The sequence below is a fragment of the Roseococcus sp. SYP-B2431 genome (assembly GCF_004336745.1).
In the GTDB taxonomy this organism is placed as follows: Bacteria; Pseudomonadota; Alphaproteobacteria; order Acetobacterales; family Acetobacteraceae; genus Roseococcus.
This window is the reverse complement of record NZ_SJXD01000025.1, coordinates 251,521-272,895: the sequence shown is the minus strand read 5'-3', so window position 1 is coordinate 272,895 and position 21,375 is coordinate 251,521. Positions and strand designations below refer to the sequence as shown.

The 21,375-nt window shown below is 70.2% G+C and carries 21 protein-coding genes; 4 read left to right on the top strand and 17 right to left on the bottom strand.

Features of this window, described 5'->3' with window-relative positions; genetic code table 11:
• Window positions 1-8: 8 nt before the first annotated feature.
• Entirely contained in the window at window positions 9-1,217 is a 1,209-nt protein-coding gene (locus EJV46_RS12630) for a CaiB/BaiF CoA-transferase family protein (RefSeq protein ID WP_131549003.1), read from the bottom strand.
• A gap of 68 nt (window positions 1,218-1,285) precedes the next feature.
• Entirely contained in the window at window positions 1,286-1,792 is a 507-nt protein-coding gene (locus EJV46_RS12625; protein WP_131549002.1) for a pyridoxamine 5'-phosphate oxidase family protein, read from the bottom strand.
• A 188-nt stretch (window positions 1,793-1,980) separates the two neighbouring features.
• Here EJV46_RS12625 and EJV46_RS12620 point away from each other — a divergent pair, with 188 nt between their 5' ends.
• The 3 genes from EJV46_RS12620 to EJV46_RS22840 are packed head-to-tail and all read left to right on the top strand — an operon-like array spanning window position 1,981 to window position 4,846.
• Window positions 1,981-3,426, top strand: a complete 1,446-nt coding sequence (locus EJV46_RS12620) for an aldehyde dehydrogenase family protein (protein WP_131549353.1) — start codon at window positions 1,981-1,983, stop codon at window positions 3,424-3,426.
• On the top strand, window positions 3,423-3,980 hold the full coding sequence (locus EJV46_RS22845) for a hypothetical protein (protein ID WP_165585506.1): 558 nt from the start codon (window positions 3,423-3,425) through the stop codon (window positions 3,978-3,980). The genes EJV46_RS12620 and EJV46_RS22845 overlap by 4 nt, the downstream gene beginning before the upstream one ends.
• Window positions 3,977-4,846 carry a glycosyltransferase family 2 protein gene (locus EJV46_RS22840; protein ID WP_165585505.1) on the top strand — a complete coding sequence of 290 codons (870 nt, stop codon included), beginning with the start codon at window positions 3,977-3,979 and terminating at the stop codon, window positions 4,844-4,846. The genes EJV46_RS22845 and EJV46_RS22840 overlap by 4 nt, the downstream gene beginning before the upstream one ends.
• Before the next feature lie 2 nt (window positions 4,847-4,848).
• Here the strand turns inward: EJV46_RS22840 and EJV46_RS12610 are convergent, their stop codons facing one another.
• The 3 genes from EJV46_RS12610 to EJV46_RS12600 all read right to left on the bottom strand — a co-directional run bounded on the left by EJV46_RS12610 (window position 4,849) and on the right by EJV46_RS12600 (window position 7,987).
• A complete protein-coding gene (locus tag EJV46_RS12610; protein WP_131549000.1) occupies window positions 4,849-6,189 on the bottom strand; it encodes an LLM class flavin-dependent oxidoreductase in 1,341 nt (446 codons plus the stop codon).
• Window positions 6,190-6,256: 67 nt separating this feature from the next.
• Window positions 6,257-6,598 (bottom strand): fluoride efflux transporter CrcB, encoded by a 342-nt coding sequence (gene crcB / locus EJV46_RS12605; protein ID WP_131548999.1) that lies wholly within the window; start codon window positions 6,596-6,598, stop codon window positions 6,257-6,259.
• Between the two features lie 57 nt (window positions 6,599-6,655).
• Window positions 6,656-7,987 (bottom strand): replication-associated recombination protein A, encoded by a 1,332-nt coding sequence (locus EJV46_RS12600; protein ID WP_131548998.1) that lies wholly within the window; start codon window positions 7,985-7,987, stop codon window positions 6,656-6,658.
• A gap of 39 nt (window positions 7,988-8,026) precedes the next feature.
• On the opposite strand from EJV46_RS12600, the gene EJV46_RS12595 reads away from it, so the two are divergent.
• Entirely contained in the window at window positions 8,027-9,034 is a 1,008-nt protein-coding gene (locus tag EJV46_RS12595; RefSeq protein ID WP_131548997.1) for a tripartite tricarboxylate transporter substrate binding protein, read from the top strand.
• A gap of 76 nt (window positions 9,035-9,110) precedes the next feature.
• Here EJV46_RS12595 and EJV46_RS12590 read toward each other — a convergent pair whose 3' ends face one another.
• The 12 genes from EJV46_RS12590 to EJV46_RS12540 all read right to left on the bottom strand — a co-directional run bounded on the left by EJV46_RS12590 (window position 9,111) and on the right by EJV46_RS12540 (window position 21,373).
• Window positions 9,111-9,338, bottom strand: a complete 228-nt coding sequence (locus EJV46_RS12590) for a hypothetical protein (RefSeq protein ID WP_131548996.1) — start codon at window positions 9,336-9,338, stop codon at window positions 9,111-9,113.
• Window positions 9,339-9,340: 2 nt separating this feature from the next.
• Window positions 9,341-10,606 (bottom strand): 2-oxoglutarate dehydrogenase complex dihydrolipoyllysine-residue succinyltransferase, encoded by a 1,266-nt coding sequence (gene odhB, locus EJV46_RS12585; protein ID WP_131548995.1) that lies wholly within the window; start codon window positions 10,604-10,606, stop codon window positions 9,341-9,343.
• Window positions 10,607-10,692: 86 nt separating this feature from the next.
• Window positions 10,693-13,578 carry a 2-oxoglutarate dehydrogenase E1 component gene (locus EJV46_RS12580; protein ID WP_131548994.1) on the bottom strand — a complete coding sequence of 962 codons (2,886 nt, stop codon included), beginning with the start codon at window positions 13,576-13,578 and terminating at the stop codon, window positions 10,693-10,695.
• A 173-nt stretch (window positions 13,579-13,751) separates the two neighbouring features.
• Complete coding sequence (gene sucD / locus EJV46_RS12575) at window positions 13,752-14,648, bottom strand: succinate--CoA ligase subunit alpha (protein WP_131548993.1); 897 nt, start codon at window positions 14,646-14,648, stop codon at window positions 13,752-13,754.
• 2 nt (window positions 14,649-14,650) lie between these two features.
• The gene (gene sucC / locus EJV46_RS12570; protein ID WP_131548992.1) at window positions 14,651-15,847 is read right to left on the bottom strand and encodes an ADP-forming succinate--CoA ligase subunit beta; all 1,197 of its coding nucleotides are present in this window, start codon (window positions 15,845-15,847) and stop codon (window positions 14,651-14,653) included.
• A 19-nt stretch (window positions 15,848-15,866) separates the two neighbouring features.
• Window positions 15,867-16,595, bottom strand: a complete 729-nt coding sequence (locus tag EJV46_RS12565) for a metallophosphoesterase (protein ID WP_165585504.1) — start codon at window positions 16,593-16,595, stop codon at window positions 15,867-15,869.
• A 21-nt stretch (window positions 16,596-16,616) separates the two neighbouring features.
• Window positions 16,617-17,570, bottom strand: coding sequence for a malate dehydrogenase (mdh, locus tag EJV46_RS12560; protein ID WP_131548990.1), 954 nt, complete (start codon window positions 17,568-17,570; stop codon window positions 16,617-16,619).
• Window positions 17,571-17,605: 35 nt separating this feature from the next.
• Entirely contained in the window at window positions 17,606-17,743 is a 138-nt protein-coding gene (locus EJV46_RS22835; RefSeq protein ID WP_165585503.1) for a hypothetical protein, read from the bottom strand.
• Window positions 17,744-17,748: 5 nt separating this feature from the next.
• Window positions 17,749-18,723 (bottom strand): tripartite tricarboxylate transporter substrate binding protein, encoded by a 975-nt coding sequence (locus EJV46_RS12555; RefSeq protein ID WP_131548989.1) that lies wholly within the window; start codon window positions 18,721-18,723, stop codon window positions 17,749-17,751.
• Between the two features lie 122 nt (window positions 18,724-18,845).
• Window positions 18,846-19,112, bottom strand: a complete 267-nt coding sequence (locus tag EJV46_RS12550; RefSeq protein WP_131548988.1) for a hypothetical protein — start codon at window positions 19,110-19,112, stop codon at window positions 18,846-18,848.
• A gap of 462 nt (window positions 19,113-19,574) precedes the next feature.
• Entirely contained in the window at window positions 19,575-20,738 is a 1,164-nt protein-coding gene (zapE, locus tag EJV46_RS12545) for a cell division protein ZapE (RefSeq protein WP_131548987.1), read from the bottom strand.
• A 59-nt stretch (window positions 20,739-20,797) separates the two neighbouring features.
• Window positions 20,798-21,373, bottom strand: a complete 576-nt coding sequence (locus tag EJV46_RS12540) for a cytochrome c (protein ID WP_165585502.1) — start codon at window positions 21,371-21,373, stop codon at window positions 20,798-20,800.
• Window positions 21,374-21,375: the final 2 nt, after the last annotated feature.

The following is a 21,375-nucleotide window of genomic DNA, read 5'->3' as shown; positions in this document are numbered from 1 at the left end:
GCTCCATCTCAGAGGATGCCCTTGCCCTTGAGCTCCGTGACCTCCGACGGGCTCATGCCGAGCAGCCCGCCCAGCACCTCGTCATTGTGCTGGCCCAGCACCGGCGGCGCGCTGCGATAGGTCGGCGGGGTGGCGGAGAGCCGGACCGGATTGGCCGTGACCTTCACCGTCTCGCCGGAGGCGTGCTCCATCTCGATGACGCAGCCGCGGGCCTGGACATGCGGGTCGGCGAAGACGTCCTTCAGCGTGTTGATCGGCCCGCAGGCGATCTTCAGCGCCTCCAGCGCCTCGACCCATTCGGCCGTGGTCTTGCTCTTCATGAGGGGCGTCAGCGTGTCGGTGACGAGCTGGCGGTTCTCCACCCGCTTGGGATTGGTGGCGAAGCGCTCGTCGGCCAGCAGGTGCTCCTGGCCGAAGTTCCTGCAGAAGCGCTCGAAGGTCGGGTCGTTGCCGACGGCCAGAATGAGGTAGCCGTCCTTGCTCGGGAATTCCTGGTAGGGCGCGATGTTGGGGTGCTGGTTGCCCAGCCGCACCGGGTTCTCGCCGGTCGAGAGGTAGTTGGAGCCCTGGTTGGCCAGCCAGGCCACATGGGTGTCCAGCATGCCGATGTCGATCTGCTGGCCCTGGCCGGTCGCGTGCCGATGGTTCAGCGCGGCCAGGATGCCGATGCAGCCGTAGAGGCCGGCGAAGAGATCGGCCACCGGCACGCCGGACTTCTGGGGCGAGCCACCGGGCTCGCCGGTCAGGGACATGATGCCGCCCATCGCCTGGATCAGCGCGTCGTAGCCCGGGCGCGGGGCGTAGGGGCCGGTCTGGCCGAAGCCGGTGATGGAGCAATAGATCAGCCTGGGGTACCTGGCCTTCAGCTGCTCGTAGCCGAGCCCGTACTTCGCCAGCGCGCCGACCTTGAAGTTCTCGACGAGCATGTCGCAGCTCTCGAGCAGCCGGTGGATGATGGCCTGGCCTTCCGGCTTGGCGATATCGAGCGTGACCGACTTCTTGTTGCGGTTCACGCCGACGAAATAGGCGCTCTCGCCGCTCTTCGGCCAGACCGGCGGGGCGAAGCCGCGCGTGTCGTCGCCCGATTCCGGCTTCTCGATCTTGATGACCTCGGCGCCGAGGTCGCCCAGCATCTGCGTGCAGGTCGGACCCGCGAGCACGCGGGTCAGGTCGAGGACGCGCAGGCCGCTGAGCGGACCGGAAGTCTGGGCGGACATTGAGGACATTCCCTGAAGGCCAAAAGACTCTCAGGGATTAGACTTGCCTCGCTGGGCGCGCAATCCGCTCAGATGCGCTCGAACTTGACCTTCGAGTGCTCGCCCGTGTCCGGCGTCTTCCCGGCCACCAGCGCCTTCACGTAGCCATAGGCGAAGAGGACCTTGGAGCCGGGGCTGTCCCAATACTCGGCGCCGAGCATCTCGACCTCAATGATCGCGAGATTCTCGCTCTTGTGCCCCTTGGGGAACCAGAGCCGGGCGGCCTCGCTCCACAGCTCCTTCTGCTTGGCCTCGTCCTGCATCACCTTCGCGCGGCCCGTCACGGAGACGAATTCCTGGCCCGCCGGGTTGGCGCAGGCGAGCAGCACGTCGTGGTCGCGGCCGATCTCGAGCGTCTTCGGGCTTTCCACGTCGGTAAAGAACCAGACCTTGTCCTGCTCCAGGCCCATCACGGCCATGGGCCGCGAGTGCAGAGCGCCGTCGTCGTCGGACGTGACCAGCATCACGAGGCCGATTTTCTTCACCAGTTCGCGGACCTTGATCCGGGCTTCGTCGTCGGAAATCGCATGTGCCATGGGGGTTCCTTTCGGGTTGCCGTATCAACGGACGGCCCCCCCGAGGGTTGCCCGGGAGGCCCCAACCGGCGCATGGTCCGCCCGATTCAAAGAAGCTGGCCCAGGACAAGAGGAGCGCCACCTTGCTCGAGACGCCGCACCCCACCCCTTCCGCACCGGAACTCGACTGCTTCGCCCTCGCCAGGCAGATGTCGGGCCTGCATTTCATCGGCGGCCGCTACATGCCCGCGATCGGCGGCAAGAACTTCGCCGTGGTGAACCCTGCCACGGGTGAGCAGGTCGCCAGCGCCGCGGAAGGTGACGCCGCCGACGTGGACGCCGCCGTCCGCGATGCCGCGCGCGCCCAGAAGGAATGGGCGAAGATGCCGGCCCGCAAGCGCGGCGCCCTCGTGCATCAATGCGCCGCGGTCATCCGTGAGCACCAGGAGGAGCTGGCCCGCCTGATCGCGCTCGAGACCGGCAAGGCGCTGCGCACCGAAAGCCGCGTCGAGGCCGGCACCGTCGCCGACATCCTGGAATTCTTCGGCGGCCTCGGCTCCGAGCTGAAGGGCGAGAGCGTCCCCTTCGCGCCGAACGTGCTGTCCGTGACCGTGCGCGAGCCGCTGGGCGTGGTGGGGGCGATCATCCCCTGGAACGTGCCCATGCTGCTGATGGCGCTGAAGGTCGCGCCGGCGCTGGTGGCGGGCAACACCGTCGTCGTGAAGTCGGCCGAGGAGGCGCCGCTCGCCGTGCTGCGCATCTGCGAGCTGATGAACCGCGTGCTGCCGGCCGGCGCCTTCAACATGGTCAGCGGCATGGGCCCCGAATGCGGCGCCCCGCTGGTCGAGCATCCGCTGGTTCGCAAGGTCACGTTCACGGGCTCGGTCGAGACCGGCAAGATCGTCGCCAAGGCCGCGTCCCAGAAGCTGATCCCGGTGACGCTGGAACTGGGCGGCAAGTCGCCCATGATCGTCTTCCAGGACTGCGACTTCGCCAAGACGGTCGCCGGCGCGCTGACCTCCATGCGCTTCACCCGCCAGGGCCAGAGCTGCACGGCCGCCAGCCGCATCTATGTCGAGCGGCCCATCTTCGACGCCTTCGTGGCCGAGATGAAGAAGGCCGTGGACCTCATGGTCATGGGCGACCCGCTCGACGAGAAGACCGACATCGGCACGATCATCAGCGAGGGCCAGTTCGAGAAGGTCCAGGGCTTCATCGACGAGGGCAAGAAGACCGCCGGCGCCACGGCGCATGAGTGCTCGGCCATGCCGAAGGACTCCGCACTGAAGAAGGGGCTGTTCATCCGGCCCGTCATCTTCACCGGCCTCGACGGCAGCTCGCGCCTCGTGCGCGAGGAGATCTTCGGGCCCGTCACCGTCATCCAGCCCTTCGACGACGCGGAGGCCGTGCTGGCCGAGGCGAATGACAGCGAATACGGGCTGGCGGCCAGCCTCTGGACCAACAACCTCAAGGTGGGCCTCGACCTGGCCCACCGGCTGGAGGCGGGGCTGGTGCAGATCAACCAGAACCTGGTGGTGCAGGCCAACCTGTCCTATGGCGGCGTGAAGAGCTCCGGCCTCGGCAAGGAGGCCTCGCTGGAGGCCATGCTCGAGCACTTCACCCATAAGAAGACCATCATGGTCAACATGGCGTGAGCGCGTCCCTGGAAGGCAAGACCGCCGCCGAACTCAAGGCGATGGTCGCGAATGCCGAGAACATCCTGGCCGGGCCGAACACGAAGCTCCACGCCAAGGCGGCGGAGTTCCGCGAGGCGGCCAAGGCCGCGCTGGAGACCCGCCGCGTCTCGCCGGTCGGCCAGAAGGCCCCGGTCGATCCGGTGCTGGAGGCCGCGTTGAAGCGCATCCTCGCCGTGGCGGCCGAGGCGCAGACGCGCTTCGACCTGACAGCGGAGACGGCCAAGGCGGCGGGCGTGAAGCAGCCCCATGCGCTGCTCTCGAAGGACGGCGCCCCCAAGACGGGCGGCGGCGTGCGGACGAAGAAGTATCGCCGCTGCCCCTATATCTCCCACCGGGGCCCGGCCGGCATCGCGATGCTGCAATACGCGATCCCGGCGGATGGCGCCGACGGCTTCTGGACGGGCGGCCTCGTGGCCGTAGGCGCGCCCGAGCTGGACACGCCGATGGAGGAGGAGGCCGCGGTGGCCGCCTTCCTCCAGGCCCTGGCCGAGACCGCGCCCGCCCGCCGGTGAGCGAGACCGAAGTCAGCGTCGTCATCGTCGCCTACAACTCGGCGGCGCTGCTTCCCACCTGCCTCGCGGCGATCCCGGCCGGCTGCCCCGTGATCGTCGTGGACAATGCCAGCCCGGATGACAGCGCGGCCGTCGCGCAGGCGGCGCGCCCCGCCGCGAAGGTCATCCGGGCGGGGAGGAACCTCGGCTTCGGGCCTGGCGCCAATGCCGGCTTCGCCGAGGTGACGACCGAATTCGGCCTCCTCCTGAACGCCGACGCCACCCTGGAGCCGGACACGATCGCCGGCCTCGTCGGGGCGGCGCGGCGCTATCCGGAAGCCGCGATGTTCGCCCCCGAGATCATCGCGCCCGACGGCCGCATGCAGTTCGGCCACGACCTGCCCTTCCGCCGCCTGCGCGGCCCCGTCGTGGAGCCCGCGGGCGATGCCTGCTGCTGGTATGTCGGCGGCTCGGCGATGTTCCTGCGCATGGCCGTCTTCCGTCGGCTGGGCGGCTTCGATCCGGACATCTTCCTCTATTTCGAGGATGACGATCTCTGCCTGCGGATGCGCACGGCCGCGCATGCGCTGGTGCATGTGGCGGGCGTGCGCGTGCGGCACGAGGGCGGCGCCAGCACCGCGCCCTCCGAGACGCTCAATTGGTGGAAGGCCTTCCACCAGGGCTGGTCGCGGCTGCATCTCGAAGCCAAGCACCACGGACGCGGCGCGGCCTGGCGGCTGGCGCTCGCGGAATGGCCGGGATTGGCGCTGAAGGCGGCGCTCCGGCGGGGCGACGCCCGGCGCGAGAAATGGTCCGGCCGGGCGGCCGGAATGCGCGCCTGGATGAGGGGCCGCAAGGCCGCGGAGATCGGGCTCGGCCGGCGGTAGCGCTACTCCGCCGCGCTTTCCAGCCTGGCCCCGGCATAGCGGCTCGGCGGCCGCGCGAGGCCGAGATTCTCGCGCAGCGTGGTGCCTTCATACTCACGGCGGAACAGCCTCCGCGCCTGCAGGATCGGGACCACCTGGTCCACGAAGGCGTCGAACTGCCCCGGAAAGAAGGGCGGCATCAGGTTGAAGCCGTCGGCGCCGCCCTCGCGGAACCACCGCTCCATCATATCAGCCACCTGCTCCGCCGTGCCCACGACCATCAGGTGGCCGCGCGAGGCGGCGACGCGGTGGCACAACTCGCGCAGCGTCAGCCCTTCGCGCCGCGCCATCTCCAGCAGCAGCAGCGCGCGGCTCTTCAGATGCTCGCTCGCGGGAAGGTCGGGCACCGGCGCATCGAGGTCGAAGCGGGACATGTCGGCGCCCAGCCGGTCCGACAGCACGGTATTGGCCTGTCCCATGTCGAGGTTGCGGCTGAGTTCGGCGAAGAGCGCGCTGGCCTCCGCTTCCGTCCGGCCGATCACCGGCATGAAGCCGGGCATGATCTTCAGCGCCTCCTCCGCCCGCCCGTGCTGGGCGAGCTGCGCCTTCAGTCCCCGGTAGAAGTCCTGCGCGTCGTTCAGATTGTTCTGCGCGGTGAAGACCACCTCGGCCGTGCGGGCCGCCAGCGCCTGGCCCGGCGCGGAGCTGCCGGCCTGGATGATCACCGGCTGGCCCTGCGGGCAGCGCGGCAGGTTCAGCCCGCCCTTCACGGTGAAGTACTTCCCCTCGAAATCGGGGATGTGCAGCGTGCCCGGCCGGACGAAGGTGCCGCGCTCCTTGTCCATGACGAAGGCGTCGTCGTCCCAGGAATCCCAGAGCAGCTTGCAGGCCTCGACGAACTCCTCGGCCATGGCGTAGCGCTCGCCGTGCGGGGGGTGCTGGCGGCCGAAGACGGCGCCGTTCTTGGGATAGGAGGTCGTCACCACGTTCCAGGCCGCGCGCCCGCCGGAGAGATGGTCCAGCGAGGAGAAGGCCCGGGCGGTGTGGTAGGGCTCGGCATAGGTGGTGGAGGCCGTGGCCGCGAGGCCGAGATGCCTCGTCCCCGCCGCGAGCACCGACAGCAGCGTCAGCGGCTCGAACTTGCCGATCGAGGAGGGGTGCTCGCCATAGCCGGTCGAGAAATTGTCGGCGAGGAAGAACATGTCGAACTTCCCGCGCTCGGCCGTCGCGGCGATGTGCTGCATCAGCGCCAGGTTCGGCCCGCCCGGCATGGCGTCCGGATGCCGCCATCCGGCGACGTGATGCCCCGCCGCCTGCACGAAGATGCCCAGCCGCATCTGCCGGCCTGTCCCTGCTGCTTCCATCGCGGCCGCTCCTTCCTTCTGCGCCAGGAAGACGCCCGCCACCGGGCGGCGTCAAGCCATCTGAGGCTCAGCCCCTGGCCAGCCACATGCCCGTGGCGAAGGCGGCGAGGCCCAGGGCGAGGCTCAGCGCGACATAGGCCACGCCCTCCCAATGCGCGCGCTCCCAGAGCGTGGCCGTCTCGAGGCTGAAGGCCGAGAAGGTCGTGAAGCCGCCCAGCAGGCCCGTCATCCAGAAAAGCCGCTGTTGCGGCGACAGCTCGATCCCGGCGAGGACCCCCATGGCGAAGCTGCCCAGGATGTTCACGACGAGCGTCCCCCAGGGCCAGCCCATCCCCATGAAGACAAGGGACACCAGGTAACGCAGCACCGAGCCGGCGGCGCCGCCGGTCGCGACGAGGAGGAAGCTCATCCGCCTGGCTTCCGGACGGCGCGCGAAGCGGTGGGGAGCAGCTTGCCGTCCCGCGCCTCAGGGCTTCCGCGAGGCCTTCTGGGCCGCCCAGTAGTCGAGCCGCTTGCGGATGTCGCGCTCGAAGCCGCGCTCGTTCGGCCGGTAGAGCTCCGGCGTGCCGCGCTTCCGGATGTCCTCGGGGAGGAAGTCCTGCCCGGCATAGGCGTCCGGGTAGTCGTGGTCGTAGCGGTAGCCCGCATGGTAGCCGAGTTCCTTCATGAGCCTCGTCGGCGCGTTCAGGATGTTCATCGGCGGGGGCACGTGGCTCGTCTCGCGCGCCAGGCCCGTCGCCGCCTCGAAGGCCATGTAGGAGGCGTTGCTCTTCGGCGCGGTCGCCACGTAGCTGATGGCCTGGGCGAGAAAGAGCCGGCCCTCGGGCCAGCCGATCCGCTCGAAGGCCTGCCAGGCCGTGAGGACCTGCACCATGGCCTGCGGATCGGCCATGCCCACATCCTCCGAGGCGGCGCAGGCCAGCCGCCGGAAGATGGCCTCGGGGGCCTCGCCGGCCACCACCATGCGCGCCGCATAGTAGTGCGCGGCGTGCGGGTCGCTGCCGCGCAGGGATTTGTGGAAGGCGGAGAGCAGGTCGTAATGCCCGTCGCCCGCCTTGTCGTGCGAGGGCAGCCGCCGGGTCAGGACCTGGCCCATCGCATCCACGTCGAGGGGGCGCGCGGATCGCACGGTGGTGATCTGCTCGACGAGGTTCAGCAGATAGCGGCCGTCGCCGCCGGCGAGGCCCAGCAGCGCCCCGCGCGCCGCGTCGGTCAGCGGCAGCGGGCGGCCGAGATGCGCCTCCGCGCGCTCCAGCAGGACGGACAGGGCCGCATCGTCCAGCGCCTTCAGCACGAAGACCTGCGACCGGGAGAGGATGGCGCCGTTCAGCTCGAAGGAAGGGTTCTCCGTCGTCGCGCCGATCAGCACGATGGTGCCGTCCTCCATCACCGGCAGGAAGGCGTCCTGCTGGGCGCGGTTGAAGCGGTGGATCTCGTCCACGAAGAGCAGCGTGCCCTCCCCCATGGCCCGGCGGTCGCGCGCCGCCTCGAAGACCCGCCGCAGATCGGCCACGCCGCCTTGGATCGCCGAAAGCGCTTCGAAATGCAGGTCGGTCGCATGGGCGAGCAGCCGGGCGATGGTCGTCTTGCCGGTGCCGGGCGGGCCCCAGAGGATCAGCGAGGAGAGCGTCCGGCTCTCGACCATCCGCGTGATCGGGCCGTCGGGGCCGAGGAGGTGGTCCTGGCCGATGACGTCCTGCAGCGAGGTCGGGCGCAGGCGGTCCGCCAGCGGGCGCGGCGCCTCGGCTTCGAAGAGGCTGCCGGAGGCCGGCTCGGGTCGGGGACGGCGGGTGGCCATGGCGGCATCCTATCCCTTCGCACCCGGAAGGGCACGGGGGTGACGCCGGGTTTCACCGAAGCGACGCTTGACGCGCGGCGCCCCCGGCGCGACGCCTCGGCGATGCTGCGCCGCAAGCTCCTCCTCGCCGCCTCCCTCCCGATCGCCGCCCGTCCTCTCGGCGCGCTGGCGCAGGAGCGGCCGGTCCGGCTGGTCATCGCCTATCCGCCCGGCGGCAGCACCGATCTCCTCGGTCGGCTGATCGCGCCCCGGATCGGCGAGCGGCTCGGCACGGCGGTGACCCCCGAGAATCGCAGCGGCGCCTCGGGGGCGGTGGGCGCGGGCGTGGTGGCCCAGGCCGCGCCGGACGGCGCCACCCTGCTGCTCGATTCCGGGGGACAGGCGGTGAACCCGGTCCTCATGCGCGGCCTCGGCTTCGACTATCGCACCGCCTTCGCCCCCGTGACCCTGCTGGCCACCCTGCCCCTGGTGCTGGTGGTCCGGACCGAGCTCGGCGTGACCAGGCTGGCCGCGCTGCTGGACAGGCTGCGGGCCGAGCCGCGGCGGGCCGCCTATGGCAGCGTGGGCATCGGCTCGCGCACGCATCTGGCGATGGCCGCGCTGATGCGGAGCGCCGGGATCGCGGCCGAGCACATCCCCTATCGCGGCGGCGCGGACCAGGTGACCGGCCTGCTGCGCGGGGACGTGGCCATGGGCTTCACCTCGGTCGCGCTGGCCGCGCCGCTGCTGCGCGAGGGGAAGCTCCGCTCCCTCGGCACGTCCTTGCCCGGCGCGGCGGACAGCATCGCCGGCCAGGGATTTCCCGGCTTCTCCATCGGCGACTGGCTGGCGCTCTTCGCCCCGGCGGGCACCCCGGACGCCGCAATCGCGCGGGTCGCGGCGGCGGCGGCCGATGCCATGAACCAGCCCAGCCTGCGTCCGCGCCTGGACGAGCTCGGCTTGCTGCCCGCCGCCGGAGGGCCGGAAGCACTGGCCCGCTTCCTGGCCGCCGAGCGCGAGGTCATGGGCCGGCTCATCGCCGCCGAAGGCATCCGGCTGGACGGGTGACGTGCGAGACGCCTTGGAACTGGGTCGAATCGAACCGGGGCGGGATGTCCCGCGCCGGTCCCTCAACGGTCGCTGGTCAGAACTCGCGGCGCGGCGGGCGCCGGTCGCGCGGCGGCGGCGGCGGGCTCGCCAGCTCCGCCTCCAGTTCCTTGATCTTCGCCTTCACGGAATCCCGCAGGGCGGGGGTGGCATGCGCCTTCATCCCCGCGAGCACTTCCTTCAGGTCGCGGAGCTGCTTCTCCTTCTCCACGCGGGTGCGGGAGATGGGGCGGTTGTCGCTGAGCTGGCCTTCCCTGGAGCGCATCCTCAGAGGCCCAGCATCAGGCGGCGGGGATCCTCGAGACCTTCCTTCACGCGGACGAGGAAGGAGACGGCCTCCTTTCCATCCACGATCCGGTGGTCGTAGGAGAGCGCCAGGTACATCATCGGCCGAATCTCGACCTTGCCGCCGATAGCCATCGGCCGCTCCTGGATCTTGTGCATGCCCAGGATGCCCGACTGCGGCGGGTTCAGGATCGGCGTGGACATCAGCGAGCCGTAGATGCCGCCATTGGTGATGGTGAAGCTGCCGCCCGCCATCTCCTCCAGCTTCAGCTGGCCGTCGCGGACGCGCTTGCCGAAATCGGCGATGCGCTTCTCGATCTCCGCGAAGCCCATCTGGTCCGCGTTGCGCAGCACCGGCACGACGAGGCCCGAGGGGCCGCCGACCGCGATGCCCATATGGACGAAGTTGCGGTAGATGACCGTGTCGCCGCCCTCGATCTCGGCGTTGACGGCCGGGAATTCCTTCAGCGCGGCCACGCAGGCCGTCACGAAGAAGGACATGAAGCCGAGCTTCGTGCCGTGCTTCTTCTCGAAGCCGTCCTTGTACTCGGCGCGCATGGCCATCACCGCGCCCATATCCACCTCGTTGAAGGTGGTGAGCATGGCGGCGGTGTTCTGCGCCTCTTTCAGGCGACGCGCGATGGTGGCGCGCAGGCGCGTCATCTTCACGCGCTCCTCGCCGGCATCGAGCGCGCGCTCGGCCTTGGGCGCGGCGGCAGGGGCCGCGGCGGCCGCGGGGCGGCTCAGGAAGTCGATCACGTCGCCCTTGGCGATCCGGCCGTCCTTGGCCGTGCCGGTGCCGACCTGCGCGGCGGTGACGTTGTTCTCGGCCATCAGCTTGGCGGCGGCGGGCAGCGGCGGCGGCGCCTGGGTCTGCCCCTTGTCCTCGGAGGCGGCGACCGAGCCGCCGCCGGTGCCGGGCGGCTTCGCCGAGGCGGTGCCCGCGCCCGGCGTCACGGGGGCGGCTGCGGGAGCCGGTGCGGCGGCGGCCTTGGCCGGGGCCGCCGCGGAGCCGGCCGCGATGCTGCCGAGCAGGGCGCCGGGCTCGACCTCCGCGCCCTGCTGGGCCGCGATGGCTTCCAGCACGCCGGCGGCCGGGGCGTTCACCTCGACGGTGACCTTGTCCGTCTCGAGTTCGACCAGGGGCTCGTCCGCCGCCACGGCCTCGCCGGCCTGCTTGAGCCAGCGCGCCACGGTCGCGGTGCTGACGCTTTCGCCCAGGGTGGGCACGAGAATGTCGGTTGCCATGGTTTTCGCTCTATTCCTGGCCGGCTTCATAAAGCAGTTGGAAGGGGGACGTCAGCCCGAACCGGCGCCGGCGTCCCGAAAAAACCTCAGACCGCCAGGGCGGCGCGGACCAGCGCGTCCTGCTGGGCCTGGTGCACCTTGGCGAGGCCGGTCGCGGGGCTCGCGGCGGCGGCGCGGCCCACATAGTCCGGACGCTTCGCCTTGATGTCGAGGCCCTTCAGTACCTTCTCGATCCGCCGGTCGATGAAGGTCCAAGCGCCGTTGTTCTCCGGCTCCTCCTGGCACCATACCACCTCGGCGTTCTTGTAGGGCGCCAGCGCCGTCGCGAGGCTGACCTCGGGGAATGGGTAGAGCTGCTCCACCCGGATCAGCGCCACGTCGTCGATGCCGCGTGCCTGCCGCTCCTGCAGGAGGTCGTAATAAACCTTGCCGCTGCAGAGCACGACGCGCTTCACCTTCTCCTCCGGCGCGATCGCCTCCATCTCGGGGATCACGTAGCGGAAGGCGCTGCCGGGGCCGAACTCCGCAAGGCTGCTCACCGCCAGCTTGTGGCGCAGCAGGCTCTTGGGCGTCATGACGATGAGCGGCTTGCGGTAATTGGCCTTCAGCTGGCGGCGCAGGGCATGGAAGTAGTTGGCCGGCGTCGTGAAGTTGCAGACCCGGATGTTCCGCTCGGCGCAGAGCTGCAGATAGCGCTCCAGGCGCGCGGAGGAATGCTCCGGCCCCTGCCCCTCCTGCCCATGCGGCAGCAGCATGACGAGGCCCGACATGCGCAGCCACTTGGTCTCGGCCGAGGCGATGAACTGGTCGATGATGACCTGCGCGCCATTGGCGAAGTCGCCGAACTGCGCTTCCCAAAGCACCAGGGTCTTGGGATCGGCCAGCGAATAGCCGTAGTCGAAGCCCAGCACGCCGAATTCGGCCAGCAGCGAATTGAAGGCCTCGAACTTGGCCTGGCCTTCCCTGATGTTGTTGAGCGGCGCGTATTCCGCCTGATTGCCCTGGTCCACCAGCACCGCATGGCGCTGGCTGAAGGTGCCGCGCTGCACGTCCTCGCCCGAGAGGCGGACGCGATGGCCCTCCAGCAGCAGGGTGCCGAAGGCCAGCGCCTCGCCGGTCGCCCAGTCGACGCCCTCGCCGGCCTGGATGGCCGACTTCTTGGCCTCAAGCTGGCGCGTGATCTTGGGGTTCGGGTTGAAGCCGGCCGGGACGCGGCAGAGCGCGCCCCCCACCTCGCGCAGCGTGTCGAGCGGCACGGCCGTCTCGTGCAGCTGCTCGGCGCCTTCGTCCTGGCCGACGGCCTTGAGGCCGGACCAGTGGCCCTCGAGCCAGTCCGCCTTGTTCGGCTTGAAGCTGGCCGCGGCCTGGAAGGCGTCCTCCAGCTTGGCGTTGAAGCCGTCGAGGATGGACCTGGCCTCCTCGGCCGGGACGCTGCCCTCGGCCGCCAGCTTCTCGGCGTAGAGGGTGCGCGTCGTCTTCATCTCGCGGATGCGGCTGTACATCAGCGGCTGGGTGAAGGCCGGCTCGTCGCCCTCGTTGTGGCCGTGGCGGCGGTAGCAGACGATGTCGAGCACGACATCCGCCTTGAAGCGCATGCGGAACTCGGCGCAGAGCCGGGCGCACCAGACCACGGCCTCGGGGTCGTCGCCGTTTACGTGGATAATCGGCGCCTGGACCGACTTGGCCACGTCCGTGCAGTACAGGCCCGAATAGGCATGGGCCGGCACGGTCGTGAAGCCGATCTGGTTGTTGGTCACGATGTGAATCGTGCCCCCGGTGCGGTAGCCGACGAGCTGGCTCATCGCCAGCGTCTCGTAGACCAGGCCCTGGCCGGCGAAGGCGGCGTCGCCATGCAGCAGGATGCCCATGACGCTGCTGCGCGCCTTCGTGTCGCCCGCATCGTCCTGCCGGGCGCGGACCTTGCCGGCGACGACGGGGTTCACGGCCTCGAGATGCGAGGGATTGGGCTGCAGCGAGAGATGGACGGTCCGCCCGCCGATCTCGACGTCGGTCGAGGTGCCCAGATGGTACTTCACGTCGCCCGAGCCCTGGACGTCGTCGGGCTTGAAGCTGGAGCCCTTGAACTCGGAGAAGACCTGGACAAAGGGCTTCTTCACCACGTTGACCAGCACGTTCAGACGGCCGCGATGGGCCATGCCGATGACGACCTCGTTCACGCCCTGCCCGGCGGCCGTCTCGATGCTGGCGAGCACGGCCGGGATGGTGCTCTCGCCGCCCTCCAGGCCGAAGCGCTTCGTGCCGACATACTTGCGCGCGCAGAAGGCCTCGAATCCCTCGGCCTCGGTGAGCTGGCCGAGCAGCTTGCGCTTCTCCTCCGCGCCGAAGCTGCCGGCCCAGGGAGCGCCCTCGACGCGCTGCTGGATCCAGGACTTCTGGTCCGGATCCTGGATGTGCATGAACTCGACGCCGATATGGCCGCAATAGGTGGCGCGCACCCGCTCCATGATCTGGCGAATGGAGGCCGTCTCCAGCCCCAGCACCTTGTCGATGAAGATGGGCCGGTCGAGATCGGCTTCCTCGAAGCCCCAGAACTTGGGCGAGAGCTCCGGATGGGCGGCAAGGACCTGCAGGCCCAGCGGATCGAGCTGCGCCTCCAGGTGGCCGCGCACCCGGTAGGAGCGGATGAGCATCAGCGCGCGGATGCTGTCGAGCGCGGCGCGGCGCATGGCCTCGGGGTCGGCAGCAGGCGCGCCGCCCTTGGCCGGGGCGGCGCCCTTCGGCGCGGGCCTGGCCTCTTCCGCCGGCGCGAAGCCGCCGCGCGGCCGCGGCGCCCAGGAGGCGCCCATCGCGTCGGTCAGGACGGCGCGCGCATCGTCGTTCAGGGCGGCGAAGAGCTCGGCGAAGGAGGAATCGACCTTGGCGGGGTCTTCCACCCACCTCGCATAGGTGTCGGCGAGATAGGCGGCGTTCGCCCCATTCATCGCGCTTGCGAGGATGTCCACTCCGGCCATTTTTCTTCGCTCCGTTCCGCAGTTCTGCGGATGAGAATGCACTCTTCGGACCATGCCGGCCCGATTCCTAAAACAATATGAGCATTCGGGCAGGATTTTGGGGCCCCGCCCGACGCAGACCAGCCATCATGCCCTGGGGTGTCAGTCCCCTGGAATGTCAGCCCCCTCGAATGTCAGCCCTTGAGGGCGCGCACCATGGTCGAGCCCAGCGAGGCCGGGCTGTCGGCGACATGGATGCCGGCGGCCTTCATGGCCTCCATCTTGGCTTCCGCCGTGTCCGCCCCGCCCGAGATCACCGCGCCGGCATGGCCCATGCGGCGGCCCGGAGGCGCCGTGGCACCGGCGATGAAGCCCACGACCGGCTTGTTCGGCTTGCCGGGCCCGAAATTCTCGCTCTTCAGGTACTCGGCCGCCAGGATCTCGGACTGGCCGCCGATCTCGCCGATCATGATGAGCGACTTGGTCTCGTCGTCCGCCATGAAGAGCTCGAGCACGTCGATGAAGTCCATGCCCTTCACCGGATCGCCGCCGATGCCGACGCAGCTCGACTGGCCGAGGCCGGCGGCCGTGGTCTGCGCCACCGCCTCATAGGTCAGCGTGCCCGAGCGGGACACGATGCCGACCGAGCCGCGACGGTGAATATGCCCGGGCATAATACCGATCTTGCAGGCATCCGGGGTGATGACCCCCGGGCAGTTCGGCCCGACCAGGATGGACTCCGACCCGTCCAGCGCCCGCTTCACCTTCACCATGTCGAGGACGGGGATGCCCTCGGTGATGCAGATGATCAGCGGGATCTCGGCGTCGATCGCCTCCAGGATGGAGTCGGCCGCGAAGGCCGCGGGCACGTAGATGACCGAGGCGTCGGCCCCCGTCGCTTCCCGGCACTCGATGACCGTGTTGAAGACCGGCAGGTTGAGCGAGGGGTGCATGGTGCCGCCCTTGCCCGGCGTCACGCCGCCCACGTAGTTCGAGCCATAGGCGATGCCCTGGCTCGCATGGAAGGTGCCCTGGGCTCCGGTGAAGCCCTGGGTCATGACCTTGGTGTTCTTGTCGATGAGGATCGCCATGGTCAGCCAGCCTTCTTCACGGCAGCGACGACCTTCTGGGCGGCGTCGGCCAGGTTGTCCGCGGGGATGATCGCCAGCCCGCTCTCGGCCAGGATCTTCTTGCCGAGCTCGACATTGGTGCCTTCGAGGCGAACCACCAGCGGCACCTTCAGCGAGAGGTTCTTGCTGGCGGCGACGATGCCCTCGGCGATCATGTCGCACTTGGCGATGCCGCCGAAGATATTGACCAGGATCGCCTTCACATTGGCGTCCGAGGTGATGATCCGGAACGCCTCGGTGACGCGCGCCGCATCGGCCGTGCCGCCCACGTCCAGGAAGTTCGCCGGCGAGGAGCCGTAGAGCTTGATGATGTCCATCGTCGCCATGGCCAGGCCCGCGCCGTTCACCATGCAGCCGATCTCGCCGTCGAGCGCGACGTAGTTCAGCTCGTGCTTGACCGCGTCCAGCTCCTTCGGGTCCATCTCGCTGTCGTCGCGCAGGGCCTCGAGGTCCTTGTGGCGGAACAGCGCGCTGTCGTCGAAGGAAACCTTGGCATCCAGTGCCACGATCTCGCCCGCGCCGGTCACGACCAGCGGGTTGATCTCGACGATGGCGCAGTCGAGCTCCAGGAAGGCGCCGTAGAGCGAGGTCACGAACTTCACGAAGCTGGCGACCTGCTTGCCCTCGAGGCCGAGGCCGAAGGCGAGCTTGCGGGCATGGAAGGGGAAGAGGCCCGACGCGGGGTCGATCGCCACCTTCAGGATCTTCTCGGGGTGGTTCTCGGCCACCTCCTCGATCTCCATGCCGCCCTCGGTGGAGGCCATGACCGTGAGGCGGGAGGTCGCGCGGTCGATCAGCAGGCCGAGATACAGCTCGCGCTTGATGTCGCAGCCATCCTCCACATAGACGCGGCTGACGACCTTGCCGGCCTCGCCCGTCTGCTTCGTGACCAGCGTCTTGCCGATCATCGCCTCGGCCGCCGCCTTGACCTCCGCGAGCGACTTCACGACGCGCACGCCGCCCTTGCCGTTCGGATCCTCGGCGAAGCGGCCCGCGCCGCGGCCGCCGGCATGGATCTGCGACTTCACCACATAGACGGGCCCGCCGAGCTTGCCGGCGGCGAGCACGGCCTCGTCGGCCGTCCAGGCCACATGGCCCTCCAGGACGGCCACGCCGTAGCGGCGCAGCAATTCCTTCGCCTGGTATTCATGGATGTTCATGGGTGGGGGATCCTCAACGTCAGTCCATTGTGCCAGTGGCCAGCGACTGCGACCAGTCGGCGCGGCCATTCCGGAGCGCCTCGGCGGCGGCGGTGTCCCAGTCGTATTCCTCGGCGTGGTGTTCCACGCGCCACCCCTTGCCCTCGCGCTCCAGCAGCGCCCATCGGGCATGCGGCGTGCCCGCCTCCATCCGATGGAAGAAGGGTGTGGTGTCCTTGTAGGCGGGCTGCCCGACCGAGCCGGGATTCACCACCAGCCGCCCGTCGGGCAGCCGGACGCAGCCGGCGCGATGGGTATGGGCCGTCAGCACCAGGGTCTCGCCGGACGGCGCGGGCATCAGGGCCGCCACCTTGGAGGGGCGCCGCTCGCGGATGCCGTGCTCCGTCGACTCCTGCATGAGGTAGGTGAGATCGTCCTCGGGCCGGGAATGCATGGCCAGGATGCCCTCGCCGCGCCAGGCCATGGGACGGGCGCCGAGGGCCTCGCGCTGCGCCCCGGTCAGACGTGCCCGGGCGAAGGCGTCGACAGCGCCCAGCTTCTCGTCGGGGTCGAAGGCGACCCAGCGGTCGTGGTTGCCGCGCAGCGCGGCGGCCGAGCCGCAGCCCGCCAGCATCTCGAAGCACTCGGCCGGCCAGAGCGGGCCGGACACCGCATCGCCGAGCTCGACCAGCAGGTCGGGCGCGGCGCGCGTCACGGCGGCGAGGACCGCCGCCAGGGCCAGGCGGTTGCCGTGAACATCGGCGATCACGGCAACCCGCATCGGCGGCCCTTAAACGCCGAGCGCCTTGAAGTCCTCGACGAGCTTCTTCACCGCATCGCAGGACTTCTCGAAGGCGGCCTTCTCCTCGGGAAGGAACTCGACCTCGACGATCTTCTCCACGCCGCCGGCGCCGATCACGACCGGCACGCCGACATAGAAGTCCTTCATGCCGTATTCGCCGTTCAGCATCACGGCGCAGGGCAGGACGCGCTTCTTGTCCTTCAGGTAGGACTCGGCCATGGCGATCGCCGAGGCGGCCGGGGCGTAGAAGGCCGAGCCGCGCTCGAGCAGCTTCACGATCTCGCCGCCGCCATTGGCGGTGCGCGTCACGATCGCGTCGATCTTCTCCTGCGTCGTCCAGCCCATCTTGATGAGGTCGGGCACGGGGATGCCGGCGACGGTGGAGTAGCGCGTCAGCGGCACCATGGTGTCGCCATGGCCGCCCAGCACGAAGGCCGTCACGTCCTCGACGGAGACGCCGAATTCCTGCGCCAGGAAGAGGCGGAAGCGGCTGCTGTCCAGCACGCCGGCCATGCCCACGACCTTGTTCGCCGGCAGGCCCGACTTCTGCTGCAGCGCCCAGACCATGACGTCGAGCGGGTTGGTGATGCAGATCACGAAGGCGTCGGGGGCATAGGTCTTGATGCCCTCGGCCACCTGGCCCATCACGCCGGCGTTCTTGGTCAGCAGGTCGTCGCGGCTCATGCCCGGCATGCGGGGGAAGCCGGCGGTGACGATGATCACGTCCGCGCCCTTAATGGCGCTGTAGTCGGCGCCGCCGGAGAGCTCGGCGTCGAAGCCGTCCACCGGGCTCGACTGGGCGATGTCCAGCGCCTTGCCGGCCGCGACGCCGCCGAAGACGTCGAACATCACGATGTCGCCCAGCTCCTTCAGGCCGATCAGATGGGCGAGCGTGCCGCCGATATTGCCGGCGCCGATGAGGGCGATCTTGCTGCGGGCCATGGGGTTTCCCTGAATGCCTTTCGAAGGCCGGAGAGTTACTCCCGTGTCGCGACCCCGGCAAGGCGGCGGGATTCGGCGCCGAAGCCGCCTCCGGCCCAGGGCGGAACCGGGCCTGGCCCCGACTTCACCACATCCAGCACCCGGCGGGCGTCGCCCTCGGTGCCGGGACGCATCCCGGTCAATCCAGCCGCAGGTTGAGCCCGGGGAGGATCGGCGCCCAGCGCGCCTTCTCCTCGCGCAGGAGGGCGGTGGCCTCCTCGGGCGTGCCGGTCATCACGTCGAAGCCGGCGCGGGCCAGCTGGCCGCGCAGCGCGGGCTCGGCCATCGCCTCCGAGGTGGCGGCGTGCAGCCGGCGGACGATCTGCGCGGGCGTCCCGGCCGGGGCCAGGAGCACGAAGCGCAGGGAGTTCACCACCGCGGGATAGCCGGCTTCTGCCGTGGTCGGGATCCGGGGCGCGGCCGCGGAGCGCGCCGGCTGGAGCACCGCATAGGCCCGCAGCCGCCCGGCCTGGATATGCGGATTCACCGCGCCCAGGGTGAAGCAGCCCAGATGCACATGCCCAGCCAGAACTTCGGCCAGGGCCGGGCCGCCGCCGCGGTACTCGGCCTGGACCATCCGGAGTCCCGCCTCGCGCGCGAGGAGCTCGAAGCCCAGGTGGTGGGGCGAGCCGATGCTCGGATTGGCGAAGACCCACTGGTCAGGCTCGCGCCGTAGCAGCGCCACGACGTCCTGCAGCGTCGCCGCCGGCACGGCCGGATTGGCGGCCAGAACGAGCGGCGAGGCCGCCAGGTAGCTGACCGCGGCGAAGTCGCGGAACAGGTCGTAGCCGAGCCGCTGGTAGAGATGCGGGAAGAGCGCGACATTGTCCGTGTTGATGATGAGCGAGTGGCCGTCCGGCGCCGTGCGCGCGGCGATCTCCATGCCGATATTGGTGGCCCCGCCGCCGCGGTTCTCGATGACCAGCGGCTGGCCCAGCTTCAGGCGCATCCGCTCGGCCCAGGGCCGGGCCAGCGTGTCGGTGCCGCCGCCCGGCGGATAGGGCAGGATCAGCCGGATCGGCCGCGTGGGCCAGGTTTGGTCGAGGGCCGGCCGGGGAGCGGCCGCGGGTGCGAGGGCCGCAGCCATGGCCACGAACGCGCTTCGGCGGCGCATCGGATCGTCTCCTCCAGCGCCCGGCCCGACCGGCCGGGTTCAGTAGGAGCGTAGCACGATCTTGTCCGGACAGAAGTCCAGGCCGGCCGGCCGGTCCTCCGGCCTTGAGGCTGCGCCGATCCTCAGAGCGGAACGCAGCGCGTGATGTCGTTGTGGCCGATGGCCATGGTGGCGATGGTGCCGTCCGGGCAGGCCGACTGGCTCATCGCGGCCGGCGCCAGGCCGCCGGTCCAGCGCATCACCTCGCCGCGCGAGGCCGTCGTCGTGGTGCAAGTGCGGCGGCCGTTGCGCGAGGAGCAGGAGGCCATGGCGGTGCGGCGCAGGCCGCGACCCTGCGGCACCACGGCGGAGCGCCCGTAGGGCACGGCGGCGGCCAAGCGGCTGTTCATGCCGCGATTGCCCCGGGCGGATACGAAGGAGTCGCGGCCCCGGCTGCGCGACACAGAGGCGGTGTCACGGCCGCTGCGGCCGGAGCGCCCGGCCGTGGCCTGGCGGGACGGCGCCGCCGCCCGAGCGGTCGTGGCACGATCGGGGCTGCGCGCCGCGGAGCGGGAGGCTCGCGGAGCACTGCGCACGGTGGAGCGGGAGGCCTGCGGAGCGGAAGGCCGGCTGGCGGCCTGCCGGCTGGAGACCGACCGGGAGGAGTTGGCTGGTTGCGCGCTGGCCCTGGCGTCGGTTCGGGCCGAAGCCTCCACCGGCACGAGTGCAGCCATAAGGCACAGGCCCAGCAGGCCCCCGATCAGTTTCCGCATGAATCCCCCGATTCCCAACCTGTCATGCACCGATGGCGCGCGACCTACACGACATCGCCGCGCAACAGACGCGACACTTTCGTGTTACGGCGTATTACGTCAGGGCAAGTGAGGCAACCCTAAATATTCCTGGCTTTGCATTTCCATCAGCCGCGAGGCGGTCCGCTCGAACATGGCGGCGTTCTCGCCCTGCTCGTAAAGCTGGTCCGGCCCCGCTTCCGCCGAGGCGACGAGCTTGCAGCGATGCTCGTAGAGCGCGTCGACCAGGGTGATGAATCGCCGCGCCCGGTCGAAATTCTCCGGCCCGAGTCGCGGGATGCCGTCCAGCACCAGCGTGTGGAAATGCGTCGCCACCGCGAGGTAATCGGCGGCGCCGAGCGGGCGGCCGCAGAGCTCGTCGAAGGAGGTGCGCGCCACCCCCCGCGCCGCCTCGCCCACCGGAACGGTGCGGCCCAGCACCTGGAGGCTGGCGGGCTCGCCATGCGGCGAGCCGGTCAGCTCCTCGAAGGCGGCGTCCAGCGCGCGCTCGGACCGGCCGTTGACCGGGTGGTGCCAGGTCGGCAGGCCGCGGATGCGCTCGCGCCGGTAGTCCTGGGCGGATTCGAGGTAGAAGACCTCCACCCGCGACTGGATCAGGGCGATGAAGGGCAGGAAGGCGTCCCGGCCCGGCTTGCCCTTGAAGAGATCCTGCGGGGCCGTGTTGCTGGTGGCCACCATCACCACGCCGCGGGCGAAGAGCGCCTCGAAGAGCCGGCCCAGGATCATGGCGTCCGTGATGTCGTGGACCTGGAACTCGTCGAAGCAGAGCAGCGATGCCTCGCCGGCGATCTGGTCGGCCAGCGGCGGGATGGGGTCGTCGCTGCCGGGATGGGCGCGGCGCCAGGCGTGGATGCGGCCGTGCGCCTCCTGCATGAAGGCGTGGAAATGGATGCGGCGCTTGCGCGGGACCTCGGCCGTCTCGAAGAAGAGGTCCATCAGCATGGATTTTCCGCGCCCGACGGCGCCCACGAGATAGAGCCCCTCCGGAGTGCCCTCGGGCGCCGCGAGGTCGCCCGAGCCGCGCTTGCCACCGAAGAGCTTTCCCAGGAAGCCGCGCGGCTCCGGGGCCGCGGGCGTCGGGGCGTAGCCGCGCAGGTTGCGCCACAGCGCCTGCAGGATCTCGGCCGCATGGGCCTGGGCCGGGTCGGCGCGCAGCGCGCCTTCGGCGACGCGGGCGCGATAGGCCGCGAGCGGGCCCTCATTCTGCTGGGGGAGCGAGTCCATGGCGGCCAGGGATAGACCGGGCGAAGCGGCGGCTCAACTCGCCCTCCGCGATGCCGCGATCAGTCCTGCTGCGCCAGGAAATGCGCGAGCGCAGCGATATCCGCGTCGGACAGCCCGACGACGGCGCCGTTCATCTGCGTGTCGGCGCCGGCGCGCCGGCCGTCGCGGTACTCCATCATCGAGCGGGCCAGGAACTCCTCGCGCTGCGCCGCGATGCGCGGGATCTGCGCCCGGCCACCGAAGTCGGACACGTGGCACACGCCGCAATTGCGCGGCCCGACCAGCGCCTGGCCGGCGGCGTAGAGCGCGGCATCGCGCGCCCGGCGATCGTCCGGCGGGCCAGGCGGCAGGCTGGCGAAGAAGGCGGCGAGATCCTCGATGTCCTTGTCCGGCATATGGGCGGCAAACTCGTTCATCACGGGCACCTGGCGGGTGCCCTCGCGGAACAGGATCATCTGCAGCGTGATGAAATCCGCCGGCTGCCCGGCCAGCGAGGGGATGTCCTCCGTCTGGCTGCGGCCGTTCTCGCCATGGCACATGAGACAGGTCTGGCGGGCCAGCTCGGCACCCCGATGCGCATCCTGCGCCGGCGCCGCCCCAGGAATGGCGGCGGCCAGGACGGCCGCCGCCAGCATTC